Raw genomic sequence first — 25558 nt, 5'->3', positions numbered from 1 at the left:
GTCCATGAAGGTACGACCAGAGTTGCACGCTTGGTCGCCCGAGTGGTCCGCACTGACTGGCGGCGCCCGCCGGCTTCTTGCCGACGGGCGCCGCCAGTGTTTTGTCCCTGTTTTCAAGCGTGACAGGCCCCTTCGCGTCCCTTTGTGTATGAACGGACCGTTCGTGCGGGTGGCCGATGGACAAGCAAAGTGCTCGTGGGTAGCTTCCGGATATCAGTGCTTCCAGGTGGACTTCTTTCCACCTGTGAGTCAGGCACGAATCTGGGAGGCTTGAGGTGACGACCCGAATCGCGCACGCCCGTCATCGGAGGATCCATGCGCTCGCCGTGCCCCTCGCGGGTCTGCTCACCCTTGCCGCTGGAGTCGCAGCCGGTGTCCCGGCCACCGCTCAGCCGGTGACCGCGGACGTGGAGGCCCAGCGGACGCTGCGCGGTCTCACCCTGGAGCAGAAGGTCGGCCAGCTGTTCGTCACGTGGGTGAACGGGAAGTCCGCCGACGAGGTCAACGCCAAGAACAAGGCCGACTTCGGAGTGGACACCCCGGCGCAGGTGATCGAGAAGTACCACCTGGGCGGCGTCATCTACTTCAACAACGACAGCCGCGACAACTTCGACGACCCGGTCCAGGTCGCCAAGCTGTCGAACGGGCTCCAGCGGGCCGCGATCCGCAGCGGCGCCCGCATCCCGTTGCAGATCGCGACCGACCAGGAGGGCGGCACGGTCACCCGCATGGGTGCCCCCGCCACCGAGCTGCCGAACGCGATGGCGATCTCGGCGGGCCGGGACACCAAGGCCGCGCAGGAGGCCGCCCGGATCCTCGGGCACGAACTGCGCGCGGTCGGCATCAACCAGGACTTCGCCCCCGACGCGGACGTGAACTCGAACCCGGCGAACCCGGTGATCGGCGTCCGTTCCTTCTCCGGCCGCCCGGATCTGGCGAGTCAGTTCGTCGGGGCCCAGGTCAAGGGCTTCCAGGACTCCGGGCGACGGACGGAAACGGTTTCCGCCGCCGCGAAGCACTTCCCCGGCCACGGCGACGCGGCCACGGACAGTCACCTCGAACTGCCGCGGATCGACCGGAGCGAGGCCAGCTGGCGCGAGACCGACGTCCCGCCGTTCAAGGCCGCCATCAGCGCGGGCATCGACTCGATCATGAGCGCGCACATCCAGTTCCCCAGCCTCGACCCGTCGGGCGAGCCCGCGACGCTGTCGAAGCCGATCCTCACCGGCAAACTGCGCGGCGAGCTGGGCTATCGCGGTGTCGTCGTCACCGACTCGCTCTCCATGGACGCCGTGCGCGAACTGCACACCGACGCGGAGATCCCGGTGCTGGCGCTCAAGGCCGGTATCGACCAGCTGCTCATGCCGGTGAACCTCGACCTGGCGATCAACTCGGTGCTCGACGCGGTCCGCAAGGGTGAGCTGACCGAGAAGCGGATCGACGAGAGCGTCCTGCGGGTGCTCAAGCTCAAGCTGAACCGGGGCATCCTGACCTCGCCGTTCGTCGACCCGGCCAAGGTGATGTCGAAGGTCGGCGTCCCGGCCAACCTCGCGACCGCGCAGGGCATCGCCGACCGGTCGGTCACCGCGATCCGCAACGACGGCGGCGTCCTGCCGCTCGCGCAGCAGCCCGCGAAGACCCTCGTGACCGGCTGGGGCGTCAGCACGACGACCGCGCTGGCCTCGAAACTCACCGCGCACGGAACGCAGGCGACCGCGCTCCAGACCGGCCAGACGCCGACCGACGCGCAGATCGCGCAGGCCGTCGCGGCGGCGAAGTACGTCGACCTGGTCGTGGTGCTGACCAACAACGTCGGCACGTATCCGTTGCAGGGCAAGCTGTTGCAGGCGCTGACCGACACCGGGAAGCCCGTGGTCGCGGTCGCCGCCCAGATCCCCTACGACGCCGGTTACGAGAACCCGGTCAAGACCTGGCTCGCGACGTACGGCTACATCACGCCGTCGCTCGAGGCGCTGGCGAAGGTGATCCTCGGCAAGGTGAAGCCGCAGGGCAAGCTGCCGGTGGACGTCCCCGCCGGCAAGGACGTGGGCACCGTGAAGTACCCGTTCGGCCACGGGCTGACCTGGTGAACCTCAACCGCCGCCACTTCCTCGCCACCGGCGCGCTCGCGGTCCCCGCGCTGACGGCCGGGTCCTCGGTCGCGGGGGCCCAGCCGGAAAGCGAGAGCAAAGGTCCCCCGCTCACCCGCACCGGAGCGGACGTGCTCGCCGCCCGCGGCTGGGCGGCGCTGGCCGGGCGCAAGCTCGGCGTGCTGTCGAATCCGACCGGGGTCCTGGCGAGCGGCGACCACATCGTCGACTCGATGGTCGCCGCCGGGGTCCGGCCGCTCGCCGCGTTCGGGCCGGAACACGGCTTCCGCGGCAGCGCGCAGGCGGGCGGCTCCGAGGGCGACTACACCGACCCGCGCACCGGCGTGCCGGTGTACGACGCGTACGGCGTCGACGCGACGAAGCTCGCCGGGATGTTCACGAAGGCGGGCGTCGACACCATCGTCTTCGACATCGCCGACGTCGGCGCGCGGTTCTACACCTATATCTGGTCGCTCTACACGGCGATGGTCGCGGCGGCGAAGGCCGGCGCGGCGGTCGTCGTGCTGGACCGGCCGAACCCGCTGGGCGGCAAGGCCGCCGGGCCGATGCTGGACCCGGCGTACGCCTCGGGTGTCGGCCGGAAGCCGATCGCGCAGCAGCACGGCATGACCGTCGGCGAGCTCGCGCGGTTCTTCGCGGCGGAGTTCCTTCCCGCCGAGGGCGTCACGCCGGGCAAGCTCGAAATCGTCGAGGTGCGCGACTGGCGGCGTGATCAGCTCTTCGCCCGCACCGGGCTGACCTGGGTCCCGCCGAGCCCGAACATGCCGACGCCGGACACCGCGCTCGTCTATCCCGGCACCGGGATGTTCGAGGGCACCGTGTTCTCCGAAGGCCGCGGCACCACGAGGCCGTTCGAGATCATCGGCGCGCCGGGCCTCGATTGGCGCTGGCGCGAGAAGCTCGGCGAACTCGGGCTTCCCGGCGTGAAGTTCCGCGAGACGTACTTCGTGCCGACGTTCGGCAAGTTCGTCAACGAGCCCTGCGGCGGTGTGCAGGTGACGATCACGGACGCGCGGGCGTTCGACGCCATCCGCACCGCGGTCACCATGTTCGTCACCGCGAAACAGGTGCATCCGGACAAGTTCAAGTGGCGGCCCGACAATTTCCTCGACAAACTCTCGGGCTCCGACAGGCTGCGCACGATGATCGACAAAGGCGCCGGGGCGGACGAGATAGTCGGGTCCTGGCAGGCCGAACTGGCCGAATTCGACCGGAAACGCCGTCGCCATCTCATCTATCACTGAGGGGAGCGGAGCGATGGGAACGCAAGACGCCGCGCCCGACGAGACCCAAGAGCGCGTGTTGGCCGGCAGGCCCCGCTATCGCAGCGGCAGGGCGTCCGCACCGGGTACCGCACCGCCGATGCCAACGTACGCCCTGGCGATGCGATCGCGGTCGCGCGCAAAGCCGCGTCGGCACCGTGCTAGGAAGATCGTGATCGCGGCCGTCTCCGTGCTGGTCGCGGCGACCACGCTGTCGACGGCGGGAGCACAGGCGATTCCGGGTACCGGACAGCAGGAAGACCGCGCGGCGGGCCGGTTCGACAAGCCGCGCGGAGGCTTCGCGCCCGCGTCCACCGTCCTGCGTGACGGCGCGCCCGCCGACGTCGGTCTCGACCCGGAGCCGATCAAGGCGGCCGAACGGTTCGTCGAGAGCTGGACGAAGCCGGACGCCACCGGGCATCCGCACTTCTCCGGCGCGGTCGGCCTGCTCGCGCACGACGGCGTGGTCGTCGAGCGCCAGGCCGTCGGCGGTGCCGTCCGTTACGCCGACGCGAACGGCACCGAACTGCCGCCGGAGCAGCAGGTGCCGATGCGCGCGGACACCATCTTCGACATGGCCTCGATCTCGAAGCTGTTCACCTCCATCGCGGTGATGCAGCTGGCCGAGAAGGGCGAGCTGGACATCTCGGCGCCGGTGGTGCGGTATCTGCCGGAGTTCGGGGTGAACGGCAAGGAGGCCGTCACCGTTCAGCAACTGCTCACCCACGTCTCGGGTTTCGCCGCGACGCCGCTCCCGTCCCTGTGGGAGGGCTACCCGGACATCCCGTCGCGCCGGAAGGCCGTTCTCGACAGTCCGCTGAAGAACCCGCCGGGCAGCACGTACCTCTACTCCGACATCAACCTGCTGACGCTCGGCTTCCTGGTCGAGAAACTGGCCGGGGCGCCGCTGGACAAGGTCGTCCAGGACCGCGTCGCCGGTCCGCTCGGCCTGGCCGACACCGGGTACAACCCGCCGGCGTCGAAACTCGCCAGGGTCGCGGCGACCGAGTACGCCGTGAAGCCGCCGCGAGGTCTCGTACGCGGGGAAGTCCACGACGAGAACGCCTGGTCGCTGGGCGGCGTCGCCGGGCACGCGGGCGTGTTCTCCACGGCCTCGGACATGGCCGTGCTGGCGCAGACGATCCTCAACGGCGGCGCGTACCGCGGTCACCGGATCCTGCGCCCGGAGACCGTGCGGGCGATGCTGACGAACTACAACCACAAGTTCCCCGACAACGCCCACGGACTCGGTTTCGAGCTCGACCAGCCCTGGTACATGGGCGCGCTGTCGGCGCCCTCGACCGCCGGCCACACCGGGTTCACCGGGACCTCGCTGGTGATCGACCCGCTGTCGCGGTCGTTCGCGATCCTGCTCACCAACCGCGTGCATCCGACGCGGAACTGGGGCTCGATCAACCTCGCCAGGGAGACGTGGGCGAGTTCGCTCGCGAAGGCGATGGCCGTCCGCCCGGCCCATGGGCGCGACGCGTGGTTCAGCGGCGCAGGGGACGTCTCCACGGCCACGCTCACGTCGCCGCCGTTACAGACTCGCGGAGGCCCGCTGAAGGTCTCCTTCGACACCTTCGTCGACACCGAGGGACCGTCGGATTCGCTCTTCCTGGAAACAAGTACCGACGGCGGCGCCACCTGGAAAACGATTACTGTGCGTGCCAGCGGGCCTGGCGCCCCCGCCGGGGACCTATCCGGCCTCGGCGGGCACGGCCATCGGGCTTGGTGGAGGGCCGCCGCCGAGGTGTCACAAAGCTCACAAATCACCCTGCGCTGGCGTTACACGACCGACGCTCGTTACACGGGACGCGGAATTTCTTTGGACAGTGTGAAAGTCACTGAACGGGGCCGCATACTGCTGGACAGTGAGCATAATCCCCCTCCTTTCGTCGCTACCGGATGGAAGTTGAGCACTAGGTAACCGGGCCGCTGCATTGCGCTGACCGTACTGCCCCGCTGACCGGGACACAGCCCCTTGCGTCGCGACACTAAGTTGCCAAGTCGTTAGCTCGACCTCGTTAACGGCCTCGACCTGGTTAGCGACTTTCTGGTCAACGATTAATCGCAAATCGAATCCGCAGACACGGATAGGTTGCGATCTTCCCGAAGGGTGTGGGTAGCCTTGTCGCAGATGCCAACGGTTAGTAACTTTCCCACGGTGGGCGATACCGATTCCGTAATCGCGGCCGCACCGTCCGAGGCCGTGCCGGCGCAGCCGACACGGGACGCTGACGCGAGCCCGCTGGTCCGGATTCGCTCCCTCCTGCCCGGGCTCGCCCGGGCCGAGCAGCGCGTCGCGAAGGTCGTCCTGGACGACCCCGCGCAGGTCGCGCGGCGCAGCATCACCGAGGTCGCGCTCGCGGCCAACACCAGCGAGACCACCGTCACGCGGTTCTGCAAGGCGGTCGGCGTCGGTGGATACCCGCAGCTCAGGATCGCCCTGGCGGCCGACACCGCTCGGTCCGAAGCGCGGTCGAGCCGGAACCTCGGTGGCGAGATCGGGCCGGAGGACGACCTGGCCGCGGTCATCGGCAAGGTCAGCTTCGCGGACGCGCGTGCCGTGGAGGAGACCGCCGACCAGCTCGACGTCCCGTCGCTACAGCGCGTGATCGACATCGTGGCGGGCGCGGGCCGCGTGGACGTCTACGGCGTGGGCGCGAGCGCGTTCGTGGCCGCGGATCTCCAGCAGAAGCTGCACCGCATCGGACGGGTCAGCTTCGCCTGGTCGGACACGCACATCATGCTGACCTCGGCCGCCGTGCTGAGCCCCGGAGACGTCGCGATCGGCATCTCCCACACGGGCGCGACCACGGACACCGTCGAGGCGCTGCGTGTGGCCCGTGAGCACGGCGCGATCACCGTCGCCGTGACGAACTTCCCGCGTTCGCCGATCACCGAGGTCGCCGACCACGTGCTGACCACGGCCGCGCGGGAGACGACGTTCCGTTCCGGTGCGACCGCCAGTCGCATCGCGCAGCTGACCGTCATCGACTGCCTGTTCATCGGTGTCGCGCAGCGGCACATGGACGCGTCGGTCAACGCACTCGACGCGACCAGGGACGCGGTTGGCTCGCACCGGCTGGGCGTACGGCCCGACGGCAGGCGGCGGCCGCGGGAAACCGGCAAATGAGCGAAAAAGTGAGGCGCATGATGACCGTCCCACGCCAGGTGGTGCACGTCGATTCGCCAACCGAACAGCGAAATCCACGGACGACCGACATCGACCTGATGTCGACCATGGGCATCCTCGGCGCGATCAACGCCGAGGACCGCAGGGTCCCCGAAGCCGTCGCCGCGGTCTTGCCGCAGGTGGCCCGGGCGGTCGACTTCGCCGTGGAGGCGCTGCGGTCGGGCCACCGCGTGCACTACTTCGGCGCCGGTACCTCCGGCAGGCTGGCGACGTTGGACGCGGCGGAGCTCGTGCCCACGTTCAACGTGCCCTCCGACTGGTTCATCGCGCATCACGCGGGCGGCGCGCGCGCTCTGCGTCAAGCCGTCGAAGACGCCGAGGACAACGCGAAGGCAGGAGCCGCCGAAGTGGCGGACACCGTCGCGCCCGGTGACTTCGTGCTCGGGCTGACGGCTTCCGGCCGGACGCCCTACGTGCTCGGCGCGCTGGCCGCGGCCAGCCGTCGCGGTGCCCGGACCGCGCTGGTCTCGGGCAATCCGGCCGCGGTGACGCCGCCCGGTGTCGATGTCCTCATCGCGGTGGACACCGGCCCCGAGGCGATCGCCGGGTCGACGCGGATGAAGGCGGGCACGGCGCAGAAGATCATCCTCACCGCGTTCTCCACGGCGACGATGATCAAGCTCGGCCGCACGTACTCGAACCTGATGGTCAGCATGCGCGCGACCAACGCGAAGCTGCGCGGGCGGACCATCCGGATCCTGCGCGAGGCCACGGGGATGAGCATGGCGGACTGCTCTGACGCGCTCACCGAGGCCGACGGCGACCTCAAGGTGGCGCTGGTCCATCTGTTGTCCGGCGAGGACGTCGCGAGCGCGGCGAAGGCGCTGACGGCCAGCGATGGCCATGTACGGAAGGCTCTCGACTCCCTGCGGGTGCGCGCGAGCTGAAAGATCAGATGAGCACCGGCGGGCAACCCCGTTCATCCCGACGCCTCGCGCTCACGCGACGCGAACGGGTGTCCGTCGCCGGGATGGCCGGATTCATCCTGTTCCTCAATGTCGTGGGCTGGGGGGTCCTGACGCTTTTCGTGGCGCCGCGCCAATACGAGCTCGGCGCCACGGGCGTGTTCGGGGTCGGCCTCGGCGTGACGGCCTTCGTGCTCGGGATGCGGCACGCGTTCGACGCGGACCACATCGCCGCGATCGACAACACCACCCGCAAGCTGATGGCCGACGGGCAACGGCCGCTGTCGGTCGGTTTCTGGTTCTCGCTGGGACACTCGACGATCGTTTTCGTGCTGTGCCTGTTGCTGTCGCTCGGCGTCCGCGCGCTCGCCGGCGCCGTCGAGGACGACACGTCGGCGTTGCACGAAGCGACCGGGCTGATCGGGACGTCCGTTTCGGCGGTGTTCCTGTACCTCATCGGGATCATGAACCTCGTGGTGCTGGTGGGCATCGTGAAGGTGTTCCGGCGGATGCGGCGGGGCGAGTTCGACGAGGCGGCGCTGGAGCGGCAGCTCGACAACCGCGGGTTCATGAACCGCCTGCTGCGCGGCGCCACCAAGGCGGTGCGGAAGCCTTGGCACATCTACCCGATCGGCGTGCTGTTCGGGCTCGGCTTCGACACCGCGACCGAGATCAGCCTGCTGGTGCTCGCCGGTGGCGCGGCCGCGTTCTCCCTGCCCTGGTACGCGATCCTGGTGCTGCCGATCCTGTTCGCCGCGGGGATGACGCTGTTCGACACCGCCGACGGCTGCTTCATGAACTACGCGTACGGCTGGGCCTTCGCGAAGCCGGTGCGGAAGATCTACTACAACCTGACGGTGACGGCGCTTTCCGTCGCGGTCGCGCTGCTCATCGGGACGATCGAGGTGATCTCGATCGTCACCGAACGGTTCGGCATCACGACCGGACCGCTCGCGGCGATCGGCTCGCTGAGCCTGGACTACGTCGGCTACGCGGTCGTAGCGCTCTTCGTGCTTACGTGGCTCTTCGCGCTCCTCGTATGGCGCTTCGCGCGCATCGAGGAGCGCTGGTCGGCCCGGCTGCCCGCGAAGTAGCCCCTGACCTGCGGGAAGAGAGCAAGGGACCTTTGCTATCACGTTGCCCGGGATACGTGTTCGTTGCCGACCCGCTGCCCCCAATGTGGCATTGGAGACGCTGAGTGTCCCCAATGCCACATTGGGGACACTCTCAGTCAGGCGGACTGAGCCACCGGAGCGCGCGAAGGGACCGAAAGCGCGAAGGCGAGTAGGGCGACGAAGGCGGCAACGGGACCGACCCACCAGACGCCCGCCGAGGACAGGACGATGCCGCCCAGCGCGGCACCGAGGGCGCCACCGCCGTAGATCGCGGACCCGTTGAGTCCCAAGGCGACCGTCGGCGCGTCAGGCGCCAGCGAGAACAGCCGATGCTGCTGCGGCACCATCAGCATCCCGCCGAACACCCCCGAAGCCAGCGCGAGGACCAGCGCGCCGGGCAGGCTCAGCACGGCGACGTCCAGCAGCGCGAACGTCGCGACCGTGCCGATGAGCGAGATCGACCGGACGCGCGCGGGGCCGAGCGAGTCGGTGGCCCGGCCCGCGAAGGCGTTGCCCGCGATCTGCCCGATCCCGAAACCGACGAGCAGCCACGAGATCATCGCGCCCGCCGCCACCGGCGCCACGAGCACCGGCAGGTACACGAAGGCCGCGAAGGCAGCGGCGGTGCCGAGAACGCTGACGCCGAGCACGCGCGCGATCGGCGGCCGCACGACGACGGCGAGCCTGTCGCGCAGGGTCACCGTCGGCATCCGAAGCCCCGGCAGCAGCGGCACGAGCAGCATCACGACCAGCGCCACCGCGCCGATCCCCCACATCACCGCGCGCCAGCCGAACCAGTTCCCGGCGAGTACCCCGATCGGCACGCCGAGCACCATCGACACACTCATCCCGTTGGACACCGTGGCCAGCGCACGGCCGCGGCGCTCGTCGGAGGCCAGCGCCCCGGCGAGGACGTAGGCGTTGGACTGGAACGCGGCGGCGCCCAGGGCGGCCAGCACGCGAGCGACGGCGACCACGGCGAAGGACTCGCCGATCGCCTGACCGGCCATGCCGATCGTGAACAGCACCATCCCCGCGCCGAGCACCCAGCGCCGATCGAGCCGTCCGGTGAAGGCCGCGATGAGCGGCGAAGAGATCGCGTAGGTCACCGCGAAGACCGTGGTCAGCTGCCCTGCGACGGCTTCGGAAACGCGCAGGTCGGCGGCGATGGTGGGCAGCAGCCCGTTCAGGACGAACCCGTCGGTGCCGACGGTGAACGTCCCGACGGCGAGTACCAGCAGAGCCCCCAGGCCGAGCCGATCATTTGATGATCGTCGAATCGTCATGGGAGGTATAGTGGCCGGACTATTCGATGACTGTCAAATAGTTTGGAGCGAAGTGAGCACCACGCTGCCGCAGCCGGCGACCGAGGAGATCGAGATCGTGCCGGTGCTCCAAGCGCTGGCGGACCCGGTGCGCCTGGAGCTCATCCGCGCCCTGCGTAGCAACCCTTCGCCGCGAAGCTGCGCCATCACCGAGTACGACGTCGAGATCAGCGCGCCGACGCTTTCCCACCACTGGAAGGTGCTGCGCGAGGCCGGCCTCACGACGACGTTCGTCGAGGGCCGGACCCGCTGGGTCGAACTACGGACCGAGGACGTCCACAAGCGGTTCCCCGGCTTACTGGACGCCGTCCTCAGCTAGCCGCCATTTCGCCGCGAGTTCCGCCGCGGCGCAGACGCCGACGTCGAGCAGATACGGTCCCGCCTTCCCGCAACCGGACCCGGGCGCGATCGGCTGACCGTGCCCCATCCCGCTGACGGAGTGCGTGTCGACGGCGGCGCCGACGTCCGTCCACTGCTCGGAAAGCTCGCGCAGGTTCATCGGGGCGACCGTGTAATCCGCGGTCCCGTGCCAGACACTGACCGGCGAACGCGCGCCCGTACTCGCGGCCCGCACCTTGTCACCCCACTGCCTCGGCGTCAGATCCTTGCCGGGATTCATGCAGGAGTACGCGTCGATCATCGAGGTCGCGCAGGCGTAGGGCAGCCCCGCCACGACACCGCCGCCCGAGAACAGGTCCGGATACGCCGCCAGCATCACCGAGGTCATCGCGCCACCCGCGGACAGGCCGGTCACGTACGTGCGGCTCCCTGCCGAATACCGCGCCATCTGCGCGATCGATTCGGCTTCCCCGGACCCGCGTTTGCTGTCGCCCAGCTGGAACCAGTTGAAGCATTTGTTGAAGTTGTTCGCCGAAACCTGTTGCGGCAGCACGAGTTTGAACCGCAGCTTGTCCGCGAGCTCGACCCAGCCGGAGCCGTTCGCGTAGCCGGCGGCGTCCTGGGTGCAGCCGTGCAGCACCACCACCGCCGGACGTCCGGACGGCAGCTCGTCGGGAACGTATTCGTACATCTGCAAAGCACCGGGATTGCTCCCGAACCCGGTCACCGGACGGATCGTCGCCGCCTGCGCCGGAGTAGAAAGGAAGAGGACCAATGCCGAAACCACCGCGCCGATGAGGAGTTTTCGCATCACCTCAGGCTAAAACCGCCGACGCCCGGTTCCCACGTGGACGACCACCACAGCGACGGCCCGTTTTATGTGGTCGCGCCGGATACCAGTGCGCGAAAACCGCGCTTACCGTCGGCCGATGCGGCTCATTCTGGTCCTCGCGATGATGCTGGCCCTGGCCACGCCCGCCCAGGCGGCGAGCGGTTGCGGGAACGTGCGCGTTCCCGGCGCCGCCGAGCAAGAACTGTCCTGTTTGGACGATCTGACGACCACCGGAACACTGGTCACCGGGCATACGGTCCAGGCCGACTGGGCCGGGCTGACCTCGGCAGGCCTCCCCGCCCCCCAAGGTGTTCCCGGCATCCAGATCGACGGCTATTTCCCGGACACCTCGACGGCCAACACCGCGCACGGCTGGAACCACGACGCGCAGTTCGTGTTGCGGCTGCCCGACCGCTGGAACGGCGGCCTCGTGATCTCCGGCTCCCCCGGCGTGCGCCGCCAGTACGCGAACGACCGCGCGATCGGCGACCAGGTCCTCGCCGCCGGCTACGCGTTCGCCGCGACCGACAAGGGCAACACCGGCGCTGACTTCCACACCGACGGACGGCGCCCCGGCGACGCGCTCGCCGAGTGGAATTCGCGGGTCACGCAGCTGACCATCGCCGCGAAGGCCGCCGTGGCGCACCGCTACGGACGCCTGCCGAGCCGCACCCTCGCGGCCGGGATGTCGAACGGCGGCTACCTCGTCCGCTGGCAGCTGGAGAACCGGCCGTGGCTCTACGACGGCGGCATCGACTGGGAGGGCACGCTCTGGCACGAGGACGGGCCGAACCTGTTCACGTTCCTGCCGCCCGCGATCGAGGCCTACCCCGCTTACGTCGCCGGTTCGGCACAAGCCCACCGCCAGATTCTCGACGCCGGGTTCGCGCCGGGATCGGAATTCCTCTGGCAGTACCACAACGACGTCTACTGGGGGCTGACCCAACGGATCTACCAAGCCGAATTCGATCCGTCGTTCACCGGGACCGGCTACGACTACGCCACCCGTCCGCCGTCGGTGCACCGTGCGGTCGAACGGATCTCGCTGACCGGCCGGATCGGCAAACCGCTGATCACCCTGCACGGCACCCTCGACACCCTCCTCCCGATCACCCGCGATTCCGACGTCTACCAGCGGATGATCGCCGATCAGGGCCGCGCCGGGCTACAGCGCTATTACCGGATCGTCGACGGCAACCACGTCGACGGGTTGTACGACGCCTTTCCCGGCAAGCTGCGTCCTATCGGCCCATGTTTCCGGACGGCCTTCACCGCTCTCGAAGGCTGGCTCGACGGCGTTCGCCCACCCGCCTCCGCGACCATCCCCCGTGGAGACGGCGACCTGGCGACCGGTTGCGCACTAAGCTGATCGCATGGAATTCCAGGACGTCGTACGACGCCGTCGCATGGTCCGGAAGTTCACCGACGAGCCCGTCGCCGAGGCGAGCCTTCAGCGCATCCTGCGTAACGCGCTGAAGGGTCCCTCGGCCGGTTTCTCACAGGGACAAGGGTTTCTCGTCCTCACCGGCGAAGAACTCGCGAAGTTCTGGGAGTTCGGGGCGAGCTGGGCACCGGAAACCGTGACCACGGCACCGGTCGCGATCGTGCCGCTTTCGGTCAAGAACGCCTACCTCGACCGCTACGCCAAGCCGGACAAGGGTTTCGCCGAAGGTGACGACTCGTGGTGGCGCGTGCCGTATTGGGACGTCGACACCGGGATGGCGGCGCTGCTGATCCTCCAGACGGCCGTAGACGAGGATCTCGGCGCGGTGTTCTTCGGGCTCGCGCCGGAAAGCGTGGAGCGTCTCCACAGCGAGTTCGGCGTGCCCGAGGATCACGACCCGATCGGCGTCGTCGCGCTCGGGCACGGCGCCGAAATCGGCCCGTCGCCCGGTTCTTCGGCGACCAAGATCGCTCGCCGCGAATTCGAGGAGGTCATCCGTTTCGGTCATTGGTGAGGCGGTGCAGCCTGAGCGCGAGCTGGAGTTCCAGCGCGCGCTCGGGCGCCTGCCAGTGTTCGCCCAGCAGTGACGCGATGCGGTCCAGCCGCTGCACGACGGTGTTGACGTGCACGTGAAGCTGATCCTTCGCCTTCGTCAGGTTGCCGCCACAGGCGAAATACGCGCGGAGGGTGCCGATCAGATCCGTGCCGCGGCGTTCGTCGTAGTCGAGCACCGGCCCGATCGTGGCCGTCACGTACGCGCCGAGATCGGCGTGCTCGCCGAGGAGCAGCCCGACGAAGCCGAGGTCGGCCGTGCTCGCGCCTTCGCCCACCCGGCCCAGCGCCAGTAGCGACGCGACGCACCGCGCGGCCTCGGCGTGCGCCACGGCCAGTTCGCGCGGCGAGGCGGCCGGACCCGCCGCGCCCACCGTCACCGGACAGTCCATTGTGGACCCGAGTTCGGCGGCGACAGATCTCGCGAGCGCGCCGGCGTCCGTTCCCCGGACCAGCAGGACGACCTCGTCCGCGTGCACACCGACCAGGGCCGCGTGCCGGGCGGCCGCCGCGGCCAGCCGTCGCCGTGAGACGTCGTCGGAACGCGCGATCAGCACCGCGTGCGATATCGACAAATCGACTCCGAGTCGCCGTCCTCGCGCCAGCAAGGCGGCGGGATTCCGGCCGGGCGCGGTGAGCAGATCCGACAGCAGCTCCCCGCGTACCTCGTCCTCGGCACGCGCGACGGACCGCCGTTGCATGAGCAGGACCGCGGTGACCACGCCCGCCCGCTCGAACAGCCTCCGGTCCGCCTCGCCGAGCGACCGGCCGCCGCCCAGCACGAGACTGCCGAGGAACTCCTGCCCCGCCTGGACCGCGCACAGCCAACCGTCCTCAGTGGACACCGCCCGCCCGCTCGTCCGGGACGCCGACACCGCCGCGCGCGAGAGGCTCAGCTCCCCGTCGGTCCGGGCCAGGACGACACCTTCGGCGTCGTAGACGGCGATGGCGCCGCCGAGCACGTCCGCGACGGCGGCGGCGACCTCGGCCAGGTCACCGCCGCGCAGCACGAGATCCATCAGCCGATCGTGCGCGTCTTCGGCGCGGCGCATCGCGTCGTTGTGCGCGCTGATCGTCGCGTTGGCGTCGTTCAGCTCGGCGACCGCGCGGCGCGTCTCGTCCAGCAGATGCGCGTTGTCCAGCGCGATCGCCGCGTGGTCGGCCAGCGACGACAGCAGCGCGACCTCCTCCGCGCTGAACTCCCGCGCCGCCCGGTCCGAGGCGAACAGCACCCCGATGACCTTGCTGCCGATCGCCAGCGGCACCCCGAGGATCGCGGTCAGCCCCTCGTCGAGCACCCCGGTGTCGATCGACGAGGTGTGGTGGAACCGCTCGTCGTTGAAGTAGTCCGCCGTCGCGTACGGCCGCGCGGTCTGCGCGACCAGTCCGCCGAGCCCTTCGCCCATGCCCAGCACGATGTCCTGGAACAGCGCGGAAACCGAACCGTCGGTGACCCGGACGTAGGTGTTGCCCTCGGCCTCGTTCTTCAGGCTGAGGTACGAGACGTCCACGCCGAGCAGCGCCCGCGCCCGCCGCACGATCGACCGGAGGACGGCGTCCGGATCGTCCAGCCGGGCCAGATCGCTGGCGGTGTCGAACAACGCGGCCAGCTCCGCCTCCCGCCGCCGGTGCTCGGCGACGGTGTCCCGGATCCGCAGCGCCAGCTCGGTGGCCTTCGGATCGACGGGGACGTGCGCCAGCTGCTCGCTGCCCGCCCCGGAGGCGAGCAGCTCGAGCAGCCGGCGCAACGACCTCGCCGTCTCAGCACTGTCCACAACGGTCATGCTGACACGTGACTGCGCTCCGCGAGAACTTCGGAGTGCAGGGACTCGCCCTTGGTCTCCCGCGCGGCGAGCAGCGCGATCACGGTCAGCGCGCACATCGCGACGACGTAGAGCGAGACCGGGACCGTGCTGCCGAACTCCTTGAACAGCGCGACCGCGATGAGCGGCGCCACCGCACCGGCCGCGATCGACGACAGCTGGCCGCCGACCGAAAGTCCGGTGTAGCGCACCCGCGTCGGGAACTGTTCGGAGAAGAACGCGGCCTGCGGGCCGTACATCGCGCCGTGCAGCACCAGCCCGACGGTCGCCGCGAGAATGATGACACCGGAATTCTTCGTGTCGAGCATCGCGAAGAACGCGAAACTCCACACCGCCATGCCGATCGCGCCGAACAGGTAAACGGGACGGCGGCCGATCCGATCGGAAAGAATTCCCCACAAGGGAATCGTCACGAAATGCACGGCGGAACCGATGAGCACCGCGTTGAGTCCCACCGATTTCGGCAGGCTCAGCCCGGTGGTGACGTAAACGAGAATGAACGCGGTGATCACGTAGTAGGAGACGTTCTCCGCCATCCGCGAACCGATCGTGATCAGCACCGCGCGCCAGCTCTTGCGGAACACCTCGACGACGGGGGCGTGCGTGGCCGTGTCGTTCTTCTTCTGCGCGGCGAGGAACACCGGGGATTCACTGACCGCGAGCCGGATCCACAGCCCGATCACCACGAGGATACCGGAAAGCAGGAACGGGATCCGCCAGCCCCAGCTGAGGAACGCCTCGTCCGACTGCGTCGCGGCGAGGATCGCCAAAACCGCCGTCGCGAGCAGGTTCCCGCCGGGCGCACCGCATTGCGGCCACGATGCCCAGAACCCGCGCCGCTTGTCGTCGCCGTGTTCGGAGACGATCAGCACCGCGCCGCCCCACTCGCCGCCGAGCGCGAAACCCTGAACCAGCCGCAGCAACGTCAGCAGAATCGGCGCCAGGACGCCGACGGTGGCGTACGTCGGGAGGACACCCATCAGGCAGGTCGAACCGCCCATCAGCAGCAGGCTCAGCACCAGCAGCTTCTTGCGGCCGACCCGGTCGCCGAAGTGCCCGAACACCAGCCCGCCGATCGGCCGCGCGAGGAAGCCGACGGCGTAGGTCAGGAACGCGAGCAGCGTACCGGTCAGCGGATCGTTGGTGGGGAAGAACAATTTGCCGAACACCAGCGCCGCGGCGGAGGTGTAGAGGAAGAAGTCGTACCACTCGATCGTCGTTCCGATCAGGCTGGCGCTGACGACTTTCGCGATCGAGCCACGGTTCTGCGCGGTCACCGGGGACATCCTTTCCGAGGAGGGGTTCACGCGGCGGTCCAGCCGCCGTCGAGGGGGATCGAGGTGCCGGTGACATGGGCGGCGTGGTCTCCGGAGAGCCAGAGCACGCACGCGGCGACGTCTTCGGGTTCGATGAGCCGCTTGATCGCCGACCGGCGCAGCAGGACCTGTTCGATGACGGCGTCGCGTTCGAGCCCGTGTTCTTCGGCCTGCGCCTGGAGCTGGCCGGTGACCAGCGGGGTCCGGACGTAGCCGGGGTTGACGCAGTTGCTGGTCACCCCGTGCTCCGCGCCTTCGAGCGCGGTGACCTTCGAGAGTCCTTCGAGCGCGTGCTTCGCGGTGACGTACGCGGATTTGAACGGGCTCGCGCGGAGACCGTGGACGCTGGACATGTTGATCACGCGACCGCGGCCGCGGTCGTACATCCACGGCAGCACGCGGCGGATCAGCAGGAACGGCGCGGTGACCATGAGCGCCTGGATGCGGGTGAACGTCTCCGGCGGGAACTCGTGGATCGGTGCGATGTGCTGGAAGCCGGCGTTGTTGACGAGGATGTCGACCTCGGCCGGAAGGGTCTCGATGGCCCGGTCGTCGGTGAGGTCGGCGACGTGCGCGATGCCGTTGACGTCGGCCGCCGCCTTCTCGACGGCGTCGTCGATGTCGACGAGGTGGACCTTGGCCCCGGCCAGCGCCAACGCTTCGGCGCAGGCCAGGCCGATCCCGCTCGCCGCGCCCGTGACCAGCGCGGACTTACCGGCCAGATCGCTGTGATACGCACCACTCATGCCGGACGACGTTAGGTCGCCGGGCGCGCTTAGACCATGTGGTCAGGCACCACACCTACTCAAGATCCCATGTGGGCTCACCCCATTTTCGCATTTCGTCCTCTGAATGCGGTAGTTGCACACGCAAGGACCGCATTCAGAGGACGAAACGCGGGAGGTCAGCCGGCGGCGTCCGAGATGGACTTCGCCTCGCGGGCACCGGCCTCGAAGGCTTCGCAGGAGAAGAGCAGCCAAGCGCGGACGCCGTCGGGCGTCCCGCCGGCGAAGGATGAAGCGGCCTCGATGTACTTCGGCACCCGCCGGAAGTACGCGACCTCCGGCACCGTCAGCGCCTTCGGATCGAGCCCCGTCGCCACCGCCGAAAGCCGCGCCGCCGCCCTCGCGACGACACCGTCCGCGGAGCCGAAAGGCTTCAGCGCCAACAGTTCTCCGTGCACGACGGCGGTCAGCACCGGACCCGGCACCGACGTCGCGCCGGTGACCAGTTGCGCCAGCAGCTCCAGCCGCGGGCCGACGTCGCCGGACGACCGCGGCCGCCCGAGCGCGTCGAGGTCCGTCACCAGGTCCGACGCGGCGAGAACGTGCAAGCGCGCCAACGCCTGCAACGGCGCCCGCCGCCAGGTCGGGAGCAAGCCCTCCAAGGCTTCCGCGACACGCAGCGCGCCTGCCAGCACCGGATCGGTCACCTCGCCGGATTCCGGCAGTTCGGGCGCCGCGCCCTCGATCCCGGCCGACGCCCGCGCCGACCGCACGGACGCCTCGGCGGCCGTCGCCGCGCCGCCGCGCAGGTTGGCGGGCAGCCGGTGGACGGCGAACACCGCGTCCTGGGCCGATTTCGCGGCCGCCGCGACCCCTTCGAGGTCCAGCAGCGGCTTCAGCGGATCCGTCACGCGTCCAGCACCTGACCCTCGCGGCGCACGACCGGCGCCTGCACCGACCACGGGAAGTTGATCCACCGGTCCGTGTGCTTCCACACGTACTCGCATTTGACCTCGGAGCGCGGCTTCTCGTAGACGACGGCGCAGCGCACCTCGGCGACGTGGTCGGCACAGAAGTCGCGAACCAGCTTCAGGGTCGCGCCGGTGTCCGCGACGTCGTCGGCGACGAGCACCTTCTTCTTCGTCAGGTCGACGACGTTCGGCACCGGCGGCAACATCACGGGCAGGTCGAGGCGCTGGTCCACACCGGTATAGAACTCGACGTTCATGACGTGCAGGTTCTTGACGTCCAGCGCGTAGCCGAGGGCACCGGCGACGAACAGCCCGCCGCGCGCGATCGACAGGATCAGGTCCGGCTCGAAGCCGTCGTCGGCGACGGCCTGCGCCAGCTCTCTGCTGGCCGTCCCGAACAACTCCCAGGTGAGTTCTTCCCGCTCCTCGGCCATGCTGCCTCGCCTTCGTCGATCGTTCCCGCGAGCATAGGCAACGCCCCAGTGGCCTTCTCGAATGCTTCGAAACTGGCTATCCAGCAAGGCCATTGCCGTCCGTACCGTCAAGATCGTGACCGACTGGAACACCCATGCGACCTTGACCGGCGAACGCGTCCGCCTCGAACCCCTCACCCGTGACCACGCCAAAGGCCTGTTCGAGGCCGGCTCCGACCCGGCGATCTGGACCTGGCTCAGCCTCCGGCAGCCGTCGGACCTCGCCGCCGCCGAAGCCATGGTCGACGGCATCCTCGCCGACCCCGGCCGCCGCGCCTGGGCGCAGCTCGACGCGCGCACCGGCGAGGTCGCGGGCACGACGTCGTTCTACGCGATGGACGCGCACCACAAGATCATTTCCCTTGGCTACACCTGGATCGGTTCCGCCTGGCAGCGGACCGGGCTCAACCGCGAGTCGAAACTCCTGTTGCTGCGCCACGCTTTCGACGACCTCGGCGCGAACCGTGTGTCATGGGAGACCGACATCCACAACCTGAAGTCACAGAAGGCGATCGAACGCCTCGGCGCGCAACGGGAAGGCGTGCTGCGCGCGCATCGCGTCCGGCCCGACGGAACCGTCCGTGACACCGTTGTCTACTCGGTGACCGGACCAGAATGGCCCGCGGTCCGTACCGCTTTGTCCTCAAGCGTGTGAATGCGGTCCGCAACCGCGATGCAACCTTTTACTTCGCGTCGTAACGTCGATAGCGTGCCAACGGGCGTGAAGACACGCGAAACACAGGAGGCATCGCACCATGACCGAGCAGTCGCCGGCGCTGGACAATTTGCTCACGGAGAGCAGGACCTTCCCCCCGAGTGAGGCTTTCAGCGCGCAAGCGAATGCCACCGCCGACTTCTACGCCGAAGCCGACGCAGACCGGGAAGCGTTCTGGGCCAAGCAGGCCGAGCGCCTGCACTGGGAAACGAAGTGGTCGCAAGTACTGGACTGGACCAATGCGCCGGTGGCGAAGTGGTTCGTGGGCGGGAAGCTGAACGTCGCCTACAACTGTGTCGACCGCCACGTCGACGGCGGGCACGGCGACCAGGTCGCCATCCACTGGGTCGGCGAGCCCGGCGACAACCGTGACATCACCTACGCGCAGCTGAAGGACGAGGTTTCCAAGGCGGCGAACGCCTTCGAGTCCCTCGGCCTCACCGCGGGAGACCGCGTCGCCATCCAGATGCCGATGGTGCCCGAAGCGATCTTCGCGATGCTCGCGTGCGCCCGCATCGGTGTTCTGCACAGTGTCGTCTTCGGTGGTTTTTCCCCGACAGCGCTGCGATCCCGCGTGGACGACCAGGCGGCGCGGATCGTCATCACCACCGACGGCCAGTACCGCCGCGGCAAGGCCGCGCCGATGAAGGTCAATGTCGACGAAGCGCTCGAAGGCGCCGAATCGGTCGAGAAGGTCATCGTCGTCCGCCGCACCGGCGAAGAGGTGCCGATCACCGAGGGCCGCGACCTCTGGTGGCACGAACTGGTCGACGGCCAGTCCGCGGAGCACGCGCCGCAGGCGTTCGACTCCGAGCACCCGCTCTTCATCCTCTACACCTCCGGCACCACCGGTAAGCCGAAGGGCATCCTGCACACCTCCGGCGGATACCTGACCCAGGCGGCGTACACGCATCACAACGTCTTCGACCACAAGGCCGGCGAAGACGTCTACTGGTGCACCGCCGACATCGGCTGGATCACCGGGCACACGTACATCGTGTACGGGCCGCTGGCGAACCGGACGACGCAGGTCGTCTACGAAGGCACGCCGAACACCCCGCACGAGGGCCGCCACTGGGAGATCGTGCAGCAGCACAAGGTCTCCATCTACTACACCGCGCCGACGTTGATCCGCACGTTCATGAAGTGGGGCAACGAGATCCCGGAGAAGTACGACCTCTCCTCGCTGCGCGTGCTCGGCAGCGTCGGCGAGCCGATCAACCCCGAGGCGTGGATCTGGTACCGCGAGAACGTCGGCGCGAACTCGGCGCCGATCGTCGACACCTGGTGGCAGACCGAGACCGGCGGCATCATGATCTCGCCGCTGCCGGGCGTCACCGCCACGAAGCCGGGCTCCGCGCAGAAGGCGCTGCCGGGCATCTCGGCGAAGGTCGTCGACGACCAGGGTGTCGAGGTCGGCAAGGGTGGCGGCGGCTACCTGGTGCTCGACAAGCCGTGGCCGGGGATGCTGCGCGGCATCTGGGGCGACGAGGAGCGGTTCCGCGACACCTACTGGTCGCGGTTCGCCGACCAGGGCTTCTACTTCGCCGGTGACGGCGCGAAGTACGACGCCGACGGCGACGTCTGGCTGCTGGGCCGGGTCGACGACGTGATGAACGTGTCCGGGCACCGCATCTCGACCACCGAGGTCGAGTCCGCGCTGGTCTCGCACCCGACGGTCGCCGAGGCCGCCGTCGTCGGCGCGACCGACCCGACCACCGGCCAGGGCATCGTCGCGTTCGTCATCCTGCGCGGCAACGCGGTGGATGGCGGCGACGCGGCCGTGCAGGAGCTGCGCAACCACGTCGCCAAGGAGATCGGGCCGATCGCGAAGCCGCGGCAGATCCTGGTCGTGCAGGAGCTGCCGAAGACGCGGTCCGGCAAGATCATGCGCCGCCTGCTGCGCGACGTCGCCGAGAACCGCCAGGTCGGCGACGTCACCACGCTGGCCGACTCGTCGGTGATGGACCTGATCTCTTCGGGCCTGAAGTCCGGCAAGTCCGAGGAGTAGTCCCTCGAGAATGTCGCGAAAGGGGTGTTCAGGACACTTTTCGTCCTGAACACCCCTTTCCCGTCACCCGACACGCCTACCACACCCCGGTTCGCCCTACTCGAACGCCTGTTCTAGGATGTGCCGGGTACCACCCCATACCCGGGCAAGGAGACGACACCGACGATGACCGTGGATGCCTTGACACGCACTGACGCCGTGTCCGAAGAAGCGGCTACCGAAGCGCCCGTCGACTCGACGCCGCAGGCGGAGACCACCTCGGAGTCCACCGAGGCCAAGACCGAGGCCCCCGAGGCTTCCGGGACTTCGGAAACCCCCGCCGAAGAGAACACGGCCGAGTCCCCCAAGCCCAAGCGTGGCCGTCCGAAGGTCGCCACCACCGCGAAGAAGACCCGCACCGTCGAGCTGACCCTCACCGTCACCGGCACCGCCGACGGCGAGTGGCAGGCCGAGCTCAAGAACGGCGCCAAGTGGGTCGCGAAGGGCCTGGAGATCCCGGCCGCCGCCGTGTCCCGTGCCGCCAAGGAGCTGCACGCGGACCTGTCGGGCCCGATCGACGAGGTCATCAACGCCGCTCGCGAACTGCAGGCCGCTAAGGTGGCCCAGCTCGAAGCGGAGCTGGAGAAGGCGAAGCTGGCGCTGGCCGAGCTGGACGCCTGAGACTTTCCTCCCGACCGGGGCGGACGCTGGAAACTTCAGTGCCCGCCCCGGTTTTTTCATTCCGCGATCGGTGGCCGCGCGGGCAGCGGCGTCTTGAACTCGACCCACTGACTGTCCACAATGGCCTCGACACTGTGCGGGACGCCGCGCGGGTGGACGATCGTGCCGCCCGCCTCCAGCGTCACTTCCCTGCCGTCGAGCGTGCCGCGCAGCGAACCCGTGTGCAGGTACACGATGCTGTCGTGATCGTGGCTGTGCACGGGAGAAGCGACGCCCGCCGGATAGAAGATCTCGTACGCCAGGCCGCCTTCCGCCGTCGCGAGCGTCCGGAACCGGCCCTGTCCGCCGAGTAGCGGGAGACCCTCCACTGTGGACATTCGCTGCCAGGTCATCGCGCGGGCTCCATGGCCGCGGCCTCCTCTTCGCGGTCCGGGTCGCGGGCGAGCACGACACCGATGATGCTCACCACCGCGGTCGCGAGCAAGTAGACGCCGATCGACACCCAGGTGTCGAAGCCGGCGAGCAGCGCCGTGAACAGCAGCGGCGCGGGCGCCCCGCCGATGACCCCGGCGAGGGTGTACGCCAGCGAGCTGCCGGTGTAGCGCAGGCGCGGCGAGAACTGCTCGGTGACGAGCGCGGCCTGCGGCCCGTAGAGCGCGGCGTGGATGACCAGCGCGAGCACGATCCCGATCGCCAGCATCGCGAACGAGCCGCCGCTGATCATCGGGAAGAACACGAACGGCCAGATCCCGGCGGCGATGGTCGCGACCAGGTACAGCTTGCGCCGCGAGACCCGGTCCGACAGCGCGCCGAACAGCGGCATCAGCACCAGCTGGAACGCCGAACCGATCATCACCGCGGCCAGCCCGGCGCCGCGCGACAGGTCGGTGTGCGTGGTGACGTACGTGAGGACGAAGACGGTGAACAGCGCGTAGAGGACGTCCGGGCAGACCCGGATCAGCACGGCCGCGACGAGCGCGCGGCGTTCGGTGCGGAAGACCTCCGAGATCGGCGCCGACGAACGCTCGCCGCGCTCCTGGATCTTCTTGAAGACCGGCGTCTCCTCCAGCTTGAGCCGGATCCACAGGCCGAACCCGACCAGCGCGCCTGACAGCAGGAACGCGATCCGCCAGCCCCAGCTGTTGAACTGGTCCTCGGTGAGCAGCGCGGCGAGGACGGCGAGGACACCGTTGGCGAGCAGGTTGCCCGCGGGCGGGCCGATCTGCGCGGCCGACGCCCAGAACCCGCGTTTGCCCGGATCCCCGAACTCGCTCGACAGCAGGACGGCGCCGCCCCATTCGCCGCCGATGCCGACCCCCTGAACGAACCGCAGCGCCACGAGCAGGACGGCCGCGAAGCCGCCGATGTTCTCGTACGTGGGCAGGACACCGATGAGGAACGTCGCGACGCCGGTGAGCACGAGGGTCATGACCAGGATGCGCTTGCGGCCGAGCACGTCGCCGAGGCGGCCGAAGAGGAACCCGCCGAGCGGCCGGGCGAGGTAACCGACGGCGTAGGTGGAGAACGCCGCCATCGTGCTCGCGAGCTGGTCTTCCGACGGGAAGAAGAGGTGCCCGAAGATCGTCGCGGCCGCCACCGAGTAGGCCGCGAAGTCGTACCACTCGAGCGCGGTTCCCGAGAGGCTGGCCGCGAAGGCCTTGTGCAACGAGCGCCGGTCACCGGCTGGTGAGGTCATGTCCACATCCGTCCGCAGTAGGTCCGCAACCCCGCCGGGAGGGGTTGAATTGCGGATATACTCCTTGTATACAAGCTGTATGCGCAACCCCCAATCTCGGAGGACAGATGCCTGAGCTGCGTTTCACCCTTCCCGACGGCCAGGAGCGGCGGACCGAGGTCCACACGCTGCTGAACGCCGGATACGCCGGTCGCAGCCAGGAGGACGTCGCCGCCCACGTGGCCGAACTGGCCGAACTCGGCGTCCCCGCGCCTTCGGTGATCCCGGCGCTCTACCCGGTCGCGCCGTACCTGGCGAGCCAGACCGAAGAGGTCCCGGTGCAGCACGAGAAGACCTCCGGCGAGGCCGAGTGGGCCATCGTCATCACCGGACCCGCGCCCGAGGACGTCCTCCTGACCGCCGCCTGCGACCACACCGACCGCGCGCTCGAAGCGCACGGCGTCGCGTGGAGCAAGAACGCCGGCCCCGACGTCCTCGCCGCCAAGGCCTGGCGGCTCGTCGACGTCCAGGACCGGCTCGACGACCTCACGCTGTCCGCCTGGGCGGGGGAAACCCTGATCCAGCAAGGGAAGCTCGCGGAGCTGCTGCCGCCGTCGTACTGGCTGGACGTGCTGCGCGAACGCGACCTGTACGCCCCGGGCACCGTGCTGATCTCGGGCACCATCCCGATGGTGCACGGCGTCGACCAGTTCGCCGACTCCTGGCGCGTGGAACTGGGCGACCCGGCGACCGGCGAGACGATCGAACTCGCCTACGCCGTGCGACGGCTGCCGGAACCGATCGGCTAGAGCAGTCCACCGAGGAAGGCACGGTACTCGGCCTTCATCGGCAACTCCCGATCGACGCGGACGCGGCGGCGGGTCGCGGAGACCTCGATCCCGCGCACCGGGTCGAAACCGGTGCGCTCGAAGGATTCCCAGTACAGCCCGACGCCGCGCCGCTGCCAGGCGGGGACTTCGGCGAAGTTGACGCCGTGCGCGAAAAGCAGTTCGTTCTTCTCGGAGACGCCCGCGCCTTCGAGAGCCGCCCCGGCCTCGCTCGCCGACTTCCCCGCCTTGCGCAGGATCCAGTAGCACCAGCCGTTGAGCGCGCAGCGGGCCGCGTCCGCCTGGCGCCAGGAGAAGTAGTCGACGACGTCGTCCGCCGTCGTGCCGAGCCAGACCCGGCCGTCGAAGTGCGCGGGCACCCCGGCCGCGTGGGTGAACGCGGCCGACGCGACCCCCGCGGAGATCGACACGAGCTTCTCCACGCCCCGGCCGAACAACTCGGCGGAGGGCGGGAGCAGGAGCGAGATCTCGTCGCTTTCCGTGTACACGTAAGGCGAAGCGAACTCCGTCAGCAGGGCGCTCGCCGCCTCGGCCATGCACTCGGCGAAGCGGGGGTCGAACGGTTTCTCGAACCGGGCTTCGGTGAACTTGGAAAAGCCCCGGCCGTCGACGCGGAGCACCGTCCAGGAGCCCGGGGGCACGGTCAGGCCGTGGAACCACTCGCGTTCCCGTTGCCGCGCCTCGAAATCACCGGCGTCCATGGTCACCCCGTTCCACCGCGAACCCGCCTTCACCGTCGAAACCGACGGTGTACAGCTCGTCGAAACCGTCCTCCGCGGCCGGTCGCCGCAGCCGCTTGAGAGTCGCATACAGACCGACGTCGGGCACCCGGGTTTTCCGGTCCCGGCGCGCGTTGCGCTCTTGCGAACCTTCGAGATCCGGCGGGAACCAGTACCCGACGACGCGCGCGCCGTGCCGCCTCGCGACCTCGATCAGCGGCGTCCACTCCTCGGGCGACGGGTTGGTGTTGTCCACGACCACCGAACGGCCGTCCTCGAGCGCCTCGTCCAGCATCCGCAGCTGGCGGCGTTGCCGCTGCTTGGCGTTCGGGAAGTGGTCCTTGCTGAGGTGGACGTGCGTATCCGCGAACTCCCGCCGGAAGAACGTCGTCTTCCCGGACGCCTGGAGCCCGATCAGGATCACCACCTCGGTCATGTCCGGCAACCTATCCGAGGACTTAGGTAAGGCAATAGTCAATAAGGATTGCCTGCATTGACCGAAAAGGTTTCCTCTCGCCGATTCCCGTTCTCCGTGTTT

At 69.0% G+C, this 25558-nt stretch carries 24 protein-coding genes; 13 read left to right on the top strand and 11 right to left on the bottom strand.

Features of this window, described 5'->3' with window-relative positions; genetic code table 11:
- The first annotated feature begins 275 nt into the window (after window positions 1-275).
- From B0293_RS00275 to nicT, 6 genes are all read left to right on the top strand, one after another.
- A complete protein-coding gene (locus B0293_RS00275) occupies window positions 276-2090 on the top strand; it encodes a glycoside hydrolase family 3 protein (RefSeq protein ID WP_039919724.1) in 1815 nt (604 codons plus the stop codon).
- Window positions 2087-3355, top strand: a complete 1269-nt coding sequence (locus tag B0293_RS00270; RefSeq protein ID WP_005166878.1) for an exo-beta-N-acetylmuramidase NamZ family protein — start codon at window positions 2087-2089, stop codon at window positions 3353-3355. The genes B0293_RS00275 and B0293_RS00270 overlap by 4 nt, the downstream gene beginning before the upstream one ends.
- Window positions 3356-3494: 139 nt before the next feature.
- A complete protein-coding gene (locus B0293_RS00265; RefSeq protein WP_407640092.1) occupies window positions 3495-5303 on the top strand; it encodes a serine hydrolase in 1809 nt (602 codons plus the stop codon).
- 210 nt (window positions 5304-5513) lie between these two features.
- Entirely contained in the window at window positions 5514-6512 is a 999-nt protein-coding gene (locus tag B0293_RS00260; RefSeq protein WP_378245008.1) for a MurR/RpiR family transcriptional regulator, read from the top strand.
- Between the two features lie 17 nt (window positions 6513-6529).
- Window positions 6530-7459, top strand: a complete 930-nt coding sequence (locus B0293_RS00255) for an N-acetylmuramic acid 6-phosphate etherase (RefSeq protein WP_005166885.1) — start codon at window positions 6530-6532, stop codon at window positions 7457-7459.
- Window positions 7460-7467: 8 nt separating this feature from the next.
- A complete protein-coding gene (gene nicT / locus B0293_RS00250) occupies window positions 7468-8571 on the top strand; it encodes a Nickel transporter NicT (protein ID WP_039919725.1) in 1104 nt (367 codons plus the stop codon).
- A gap of 137 nt (window positions 8572-8708) precedes the next feature.
- On the opposite strand, the gene B0293_RS00245 is transcribed toward nicT, so the two are convergent.
- On the bottom strand, window positions 8709-9878 hold the full coding sequence (locus B0293_RS00245; protein ID WP_005166889.1) for an MFS transporter: 1170 nt from the start codon (window positions 9876-9878) through the stop codon (window positions 8709-8711).
- Between the two features lie 52 nt (window positions 9879-9930).
- Between B0293_RS00245 and B0293_RS00240 the strand changes: the two genes are divergently transcribed.
- Complete coding sequence (locus B0293_RS00240) at window positions 9931-10236, top strand: ArsR/SmtB family transcription factor (RefSeq protein WP_005166891.1); 306 nt, start codon at window positions 9931-9933, stop codon at window positions 10234-10236.
- Here B0293_RS00240 and B0293_RS00235 read toward each other — a convergent pair.
- On the bottom strand, window positions 10213-11067 hold the full coding sequence (locus B0293_RS00235; protein ID WP_039919726.1) for an extracellular catalytic domain type 1 short-chain-length polyhydroxyalkanoate depolymerase: 855 nt from the start codon (window positions 11065-11067) through the stop codon (window positions 10213-10215). The two genes, B0293_RS00240 and B0293_RS00235, sit on opposite strands and share 24 nt — an antisense overlap.
- A 118-nt stretch (window positions 11068-11185) precedes the next feature.
- Here B0293_RS00235 and B0293_RS00230 point away from each other — a divergent pair, with 118 nt between their 5' ends.
- Together B0293_RS00230 and B0293_RS00225 are read left to right on the top strand one after the other, a co-directional pair.
- Window positions 11186-12457 carry a tannase/feruloyl esterase family alpha/beta hydrolase gene (locus tag B0293_RS00230; protein ID WP_209437362.1) on the top strand — a complete coding sequence of 424 codons (1272 nt, stop codon included), beginning with the start codon at window positions 11186-11188 and terminating at the stop codon, window positions 12455-12457.
- A gap of 4 nt (window positions 12458-12461) precedes the next feature.
- Window positions 12462-13046, top strand: a complete 585-nt coding sequence (locus tag B0293_RS00225; RefSeq protein ID WP_005166896.1) for a nitroreductase family protein — start codon at window positions 12462-12464, stop codon at window positions 13044-13046.
- On the opposite strand, the gene B0293_RS00220 is transcribed toward B0293_RS00225, so the two are convergent.
- From B0293_RS00220 to B0293_RS00200, 5 genes are all read right to left on the bottom strand, one after another.
- On the bottom strand, window positions 13024-14868 hold the full coding sequence (locus tag B0293_RS00220; RefSeq protein ID WP_005166898.1) for a helix-turn-helix domain-containing protein: 1845 nt from the start codon (window positions 14866-14868) through the stop codon (window positions 13024-13026). The two genes, B0293_RS00225 and B0293_RS00220, sit on opposite strands and share 23 nt — an antisense overlap.
- A complete protein-coding gene (locus tag B0293_RS00215; protein WP_407640090.1) occupies window positions 14865-16193 on the bottom strand; it encodes an MFS transporter in 1329 nt (442 codons plus the stop codon). The genes B0293_RS00220 and B0293_RS00215 overlap by 4 nt, the downstream gene beginning before the upstream one ends.
- A gap of 17 nt (window positions 16194-16210) precedes the next feature.
- A complete protein-coding gene (locus B0293_RS00210) occupies window positions 16211-16969 on the bottom strand; it encodes a 3-hydroxybutyrate dehydrogenase (protein WP_005166901.1) in 759 nt (252 codons plus the stop codon).
- 158 nt (window positions 16970-17127) lie between these two features.
- Entirely contained in the window at window positions 17128-17859 is a 732-nt protein-coding gene (locus B0293_RS00205) for a Fic family protein (RefSeq protein WP_005166904.1), read from the bottom strand.
- Complete coding sequence (locus B0293_RS00200; RefSeq protein WP_005166906.1) at window positions 17856-18353, bottom strand: phosphoribosyltransferase; 498 nt, start codon at window positions 18351-18353, stop codon at window positions 17856-17858. Before B0293_RS00200 ends, B0293_RS00205 begins: the two co-directional genes overlap by 4 nt.
- A gap of 115 nt (window positions 18354-18468) precedes the next feature.
- On the opposite strand from B0293_RS00200, the gene B0293_RS00195 reads away from it, so the two are divergent.
- The 3 genes from B0293_RS00195 (at window position 18469) to B0293_RS00185 (ending at window position 21778) form a co-directional block, all read left to right on the top strand.
- Window positions 18469-19047 (top strand): GNAT family N-acetyltransferase, encoded by a 579-nt coding sequence (locus B0293_RS00195; RefSeq protein ID WP_005166908.1) that lies wholly within the window; start codon window positions 18469-18471, stop codon window positions 19045-19047.
- A 100-nt stretch (window positions 19048-19147) separates the two neighbouring features.
- The gene (gene acs, locus B0293_RS00190; RefSeq protein WP_005166909.1) at window positions 19148-21118 is read left to right on the top strand and encodes an acetate--CoA ligase; all 1971 of its coding nucleotides are present in this window, start codon (window positions 19148-19150) and stop codon (window positions 21116-21118) included.
- Window positions 21119-21283: 165 nt separating this feature from the next.
- On the top strand, window positions 21284-21778 hold the full coding sequence (locus B0293_RS00185) for a DUF6319 family protein (RefSeq protein WP_005166911.1): 495 nt from the start codon (window positions 21284-21286) through the stop codon (window positions 21776-21778).
- A gap of 56 nt (window positions 21779-21834) precedes the next feature.
- Here B0293_RS00185 and B0293_RS00180 read toward each other — a convergent pair whose 3' ends face one another.
- Both B0293_RS00180 and B0293_RS00175 read right to left on the bottom strand, forming a co-directional pair.
- Window positions 21835-22170 (bottom strand): cupin domain-containing protein, encoded by a 336-nt coding sequence (locus B0293_RS00180; RefSeq protein ID WP_005166913.1) that lies wholly within the window; start codon window positions 22168-22170, stop codon window positions 21835-21837.
- On the bottom strand, window positions 22167-23474 hold the full coding sequence (locus tag B0293_RS00175; RefSeq protein ID WP_005166915.1) for an MFS transporter: 1308 nt from the start codon (window positions 23472-23474) through the stop codon (window positions 22167-22169). The genes B0293_RS00180 and B0293_RS00175 overlap by 4 nt, the downstream gene beginning before the upstream one ends.
- A gap of 107 nt (window positions 23475-23581) precedes the next feature.
- On the opposite strand from B0293_RS00175, the gene B0293_RS00170 reads away from it, so the two are divergent.
- Entirely contained in the window at window positions 23582-24262 is a 681-nt protein-coding gene (locus tag B0293_RS00170) for a DUF2848 domain-containing protein (RefSeq protein ID WP_005166917.1), read from the top strand.
- Here B0293_RS00170 and B0293_RS00165 read toward each other — a convergent pair.
- A complete protein-coding gene (locus B0293_RS00165) occupies window positions 24259-25002 on the bottom strand; it encodes a tRNA(His) guanylyltransferase Thg1 family protein (RefSeq protein ID WP_005166919.1) in 744 nt (247 codons plus the stop codon). The genes B0293_RS00170 and B0293_RS00165 overlap by 4 nt on opposite strands.
- The gene (locus B0293_RS00160) at window positions 24989-25456 is read right to left on the bottom strand and encodes an ATP-binding protein (protein ID WP_005166920.1); all 468 of its coding nucleotides are present in this window, start codon (window positions 25454-25456) and stop codon (window positions 24989-24991) included. The genes B0293_RS00165 and B0293_RS00160 overlap by 14 nt, the downstream gene beginning before the upstream one ends.
- Window positions 25457-25558 lie beyond the last annotated feature (102 nt).

This window comes from Amycolatopsis azurea DSM 43854 (assembly GCF_001995215.1).
Lineage (GTDB): Bacteria > Actinomycetota > Actinomycetes > Mycobacteriales > Pseudonocardiaceae > Amycolatopsis > Amycolatopsis azurea.
Note: the sequence above shows the minus strand (reverse complement) of the source record. Positions and strands in the feature narration are given on the sequence as shown.

Bases quoted from the DNA above. Each gene is read 5' to 3' on its own strand.
- B0293_RS00230 (WP_209437362.1), top strand. From the start codon at position 11,186: ATGCGGCTCATTCTGGTCCTCGCGATGATGCTGGCCCTGGCCACGCCC.
- B0293_RS00215 (WP_407640090.1), bottom strand. From the start codon at position 16,193: ATGTCCCCGGTGACCGCGCAGAACCGTGGCTCGATCGCGAAAGTCGTC.
- B0293_RS00225 (WP_005166896.1), top strand. From the start codon at position 12,462: ATGGAATTCCAGGACGTCGTACGACGCCGTCGCATGGTCCGGAAGTTC.
- B0293_RS00210 (WP_005166901.1), bottom strand. From the start codon at position 16,969: ATGAGTGGTGCGTATCACAGCGATCTGGCCGGTAAGTCCGCGCTGGTC.
- B0293_RS00160 (WP_005166920.1), bottom strand. From the start codon at position 25,456: ATGACCGAGGTGGTGATCCTGATCGGGCTCCAGGCGTCCGGGAAGACG.
- B0293_RS00255 (WP_005166885.1), top strand. From the start codon at position 6,530: ATGATGACCGTCCCACGCCAGGTGGTGCACGTCGATTCGCCAACCGAA.
- B0293_RS00165 (WP_005166919.1), bottom strand. From the start codon at position 25,002: ATGGACGCCGGTGATTTCGAGGCGCGGCAACGGGAACGCGAGTGGTTC.
- B0293_RS00175 (WP_005166915.1), bottom strand. From the start codon at position 23,474: ATGACCTCACCAGCCGGTGACCGGCGCTCGTTGCACAAGGCCTTCGCG.
- B0293_RS00185 (WP_005166911.1), top strand. From the start codon at position 21,284: ATGACCGTGGATGCCTTGACACGCACTGACGCCGTGTCCGAAGAAGCG.
- B0293_RS00245 (WP_005166889.1), bottom strand. From the start codon at position 9,878: ATGACGATTCGACGATCATCAAATGATCGGCTCGGCCTGGGGGCTCTG.
- B0293_RS00235 (WP_039919726.1), bottom strand. From the start codon at position 11,067: ATGCGAAAACTCCTCATCGGCGCGGTGGTTTCGGCATTGGTCCTCTTC.
- B0293_RS00180 (WP_005166913.1), bottom strand. From the start codon at position 22,170: ATGACCTGGCAGCGAATGTCCACAGTGGAGGGTCTCCCGCTACTCGGC.
- B0293_RS00200 (WP_005166906.1), bottom strand. From the start codon at position 18,353: ATGGCCGAGGAGCGGGAAGAACTCACCTGGGAGTTGTTCGGGACGGCC.
- acs (WP_005166909.1), top strand. From the start codon at position 19,148: ATGACCGAGCAGTCGCCGGCGCTGGACAATTTGCTCACGGAGAGCAGG.
- B0293_RS00265 (WP_407640092.1), top strand. From the start codon at position 3,495: ATGCGATCGCGGTCGCGCGCAAAGCCGCGTCGGCACCGTGCTAGGAAG.
- nicT (WP_039919725.1), top strand. From the start codon at position 7,468: ATGAGCACCGGCGGGCAACCCCGTTCATCCCGACGCCTCGCGCTCACG.
- B0293_RS00170 (WP_005166917.1), top strand. From the start codon at position 23,582: ATGCCTGAGCTGCGTTTCACCCTTCCCGACGGCCAGGAGCGGCGGACC.
- B0293_RS00260 (WP_378245008.1), top strand. From the start codon at position 5,514: ATGCCAACGGTTAGTAACTTTCCCACGGTGGGCGATACCGATTCCGTA.
- B0293_RS00220 (WP_005166898.1), bottom strand. From the start codon at position 14,868: ATGACCGTTGTGGACAGTGCTGAGACGGCGAGGTCGTTGCGCCGGCTG.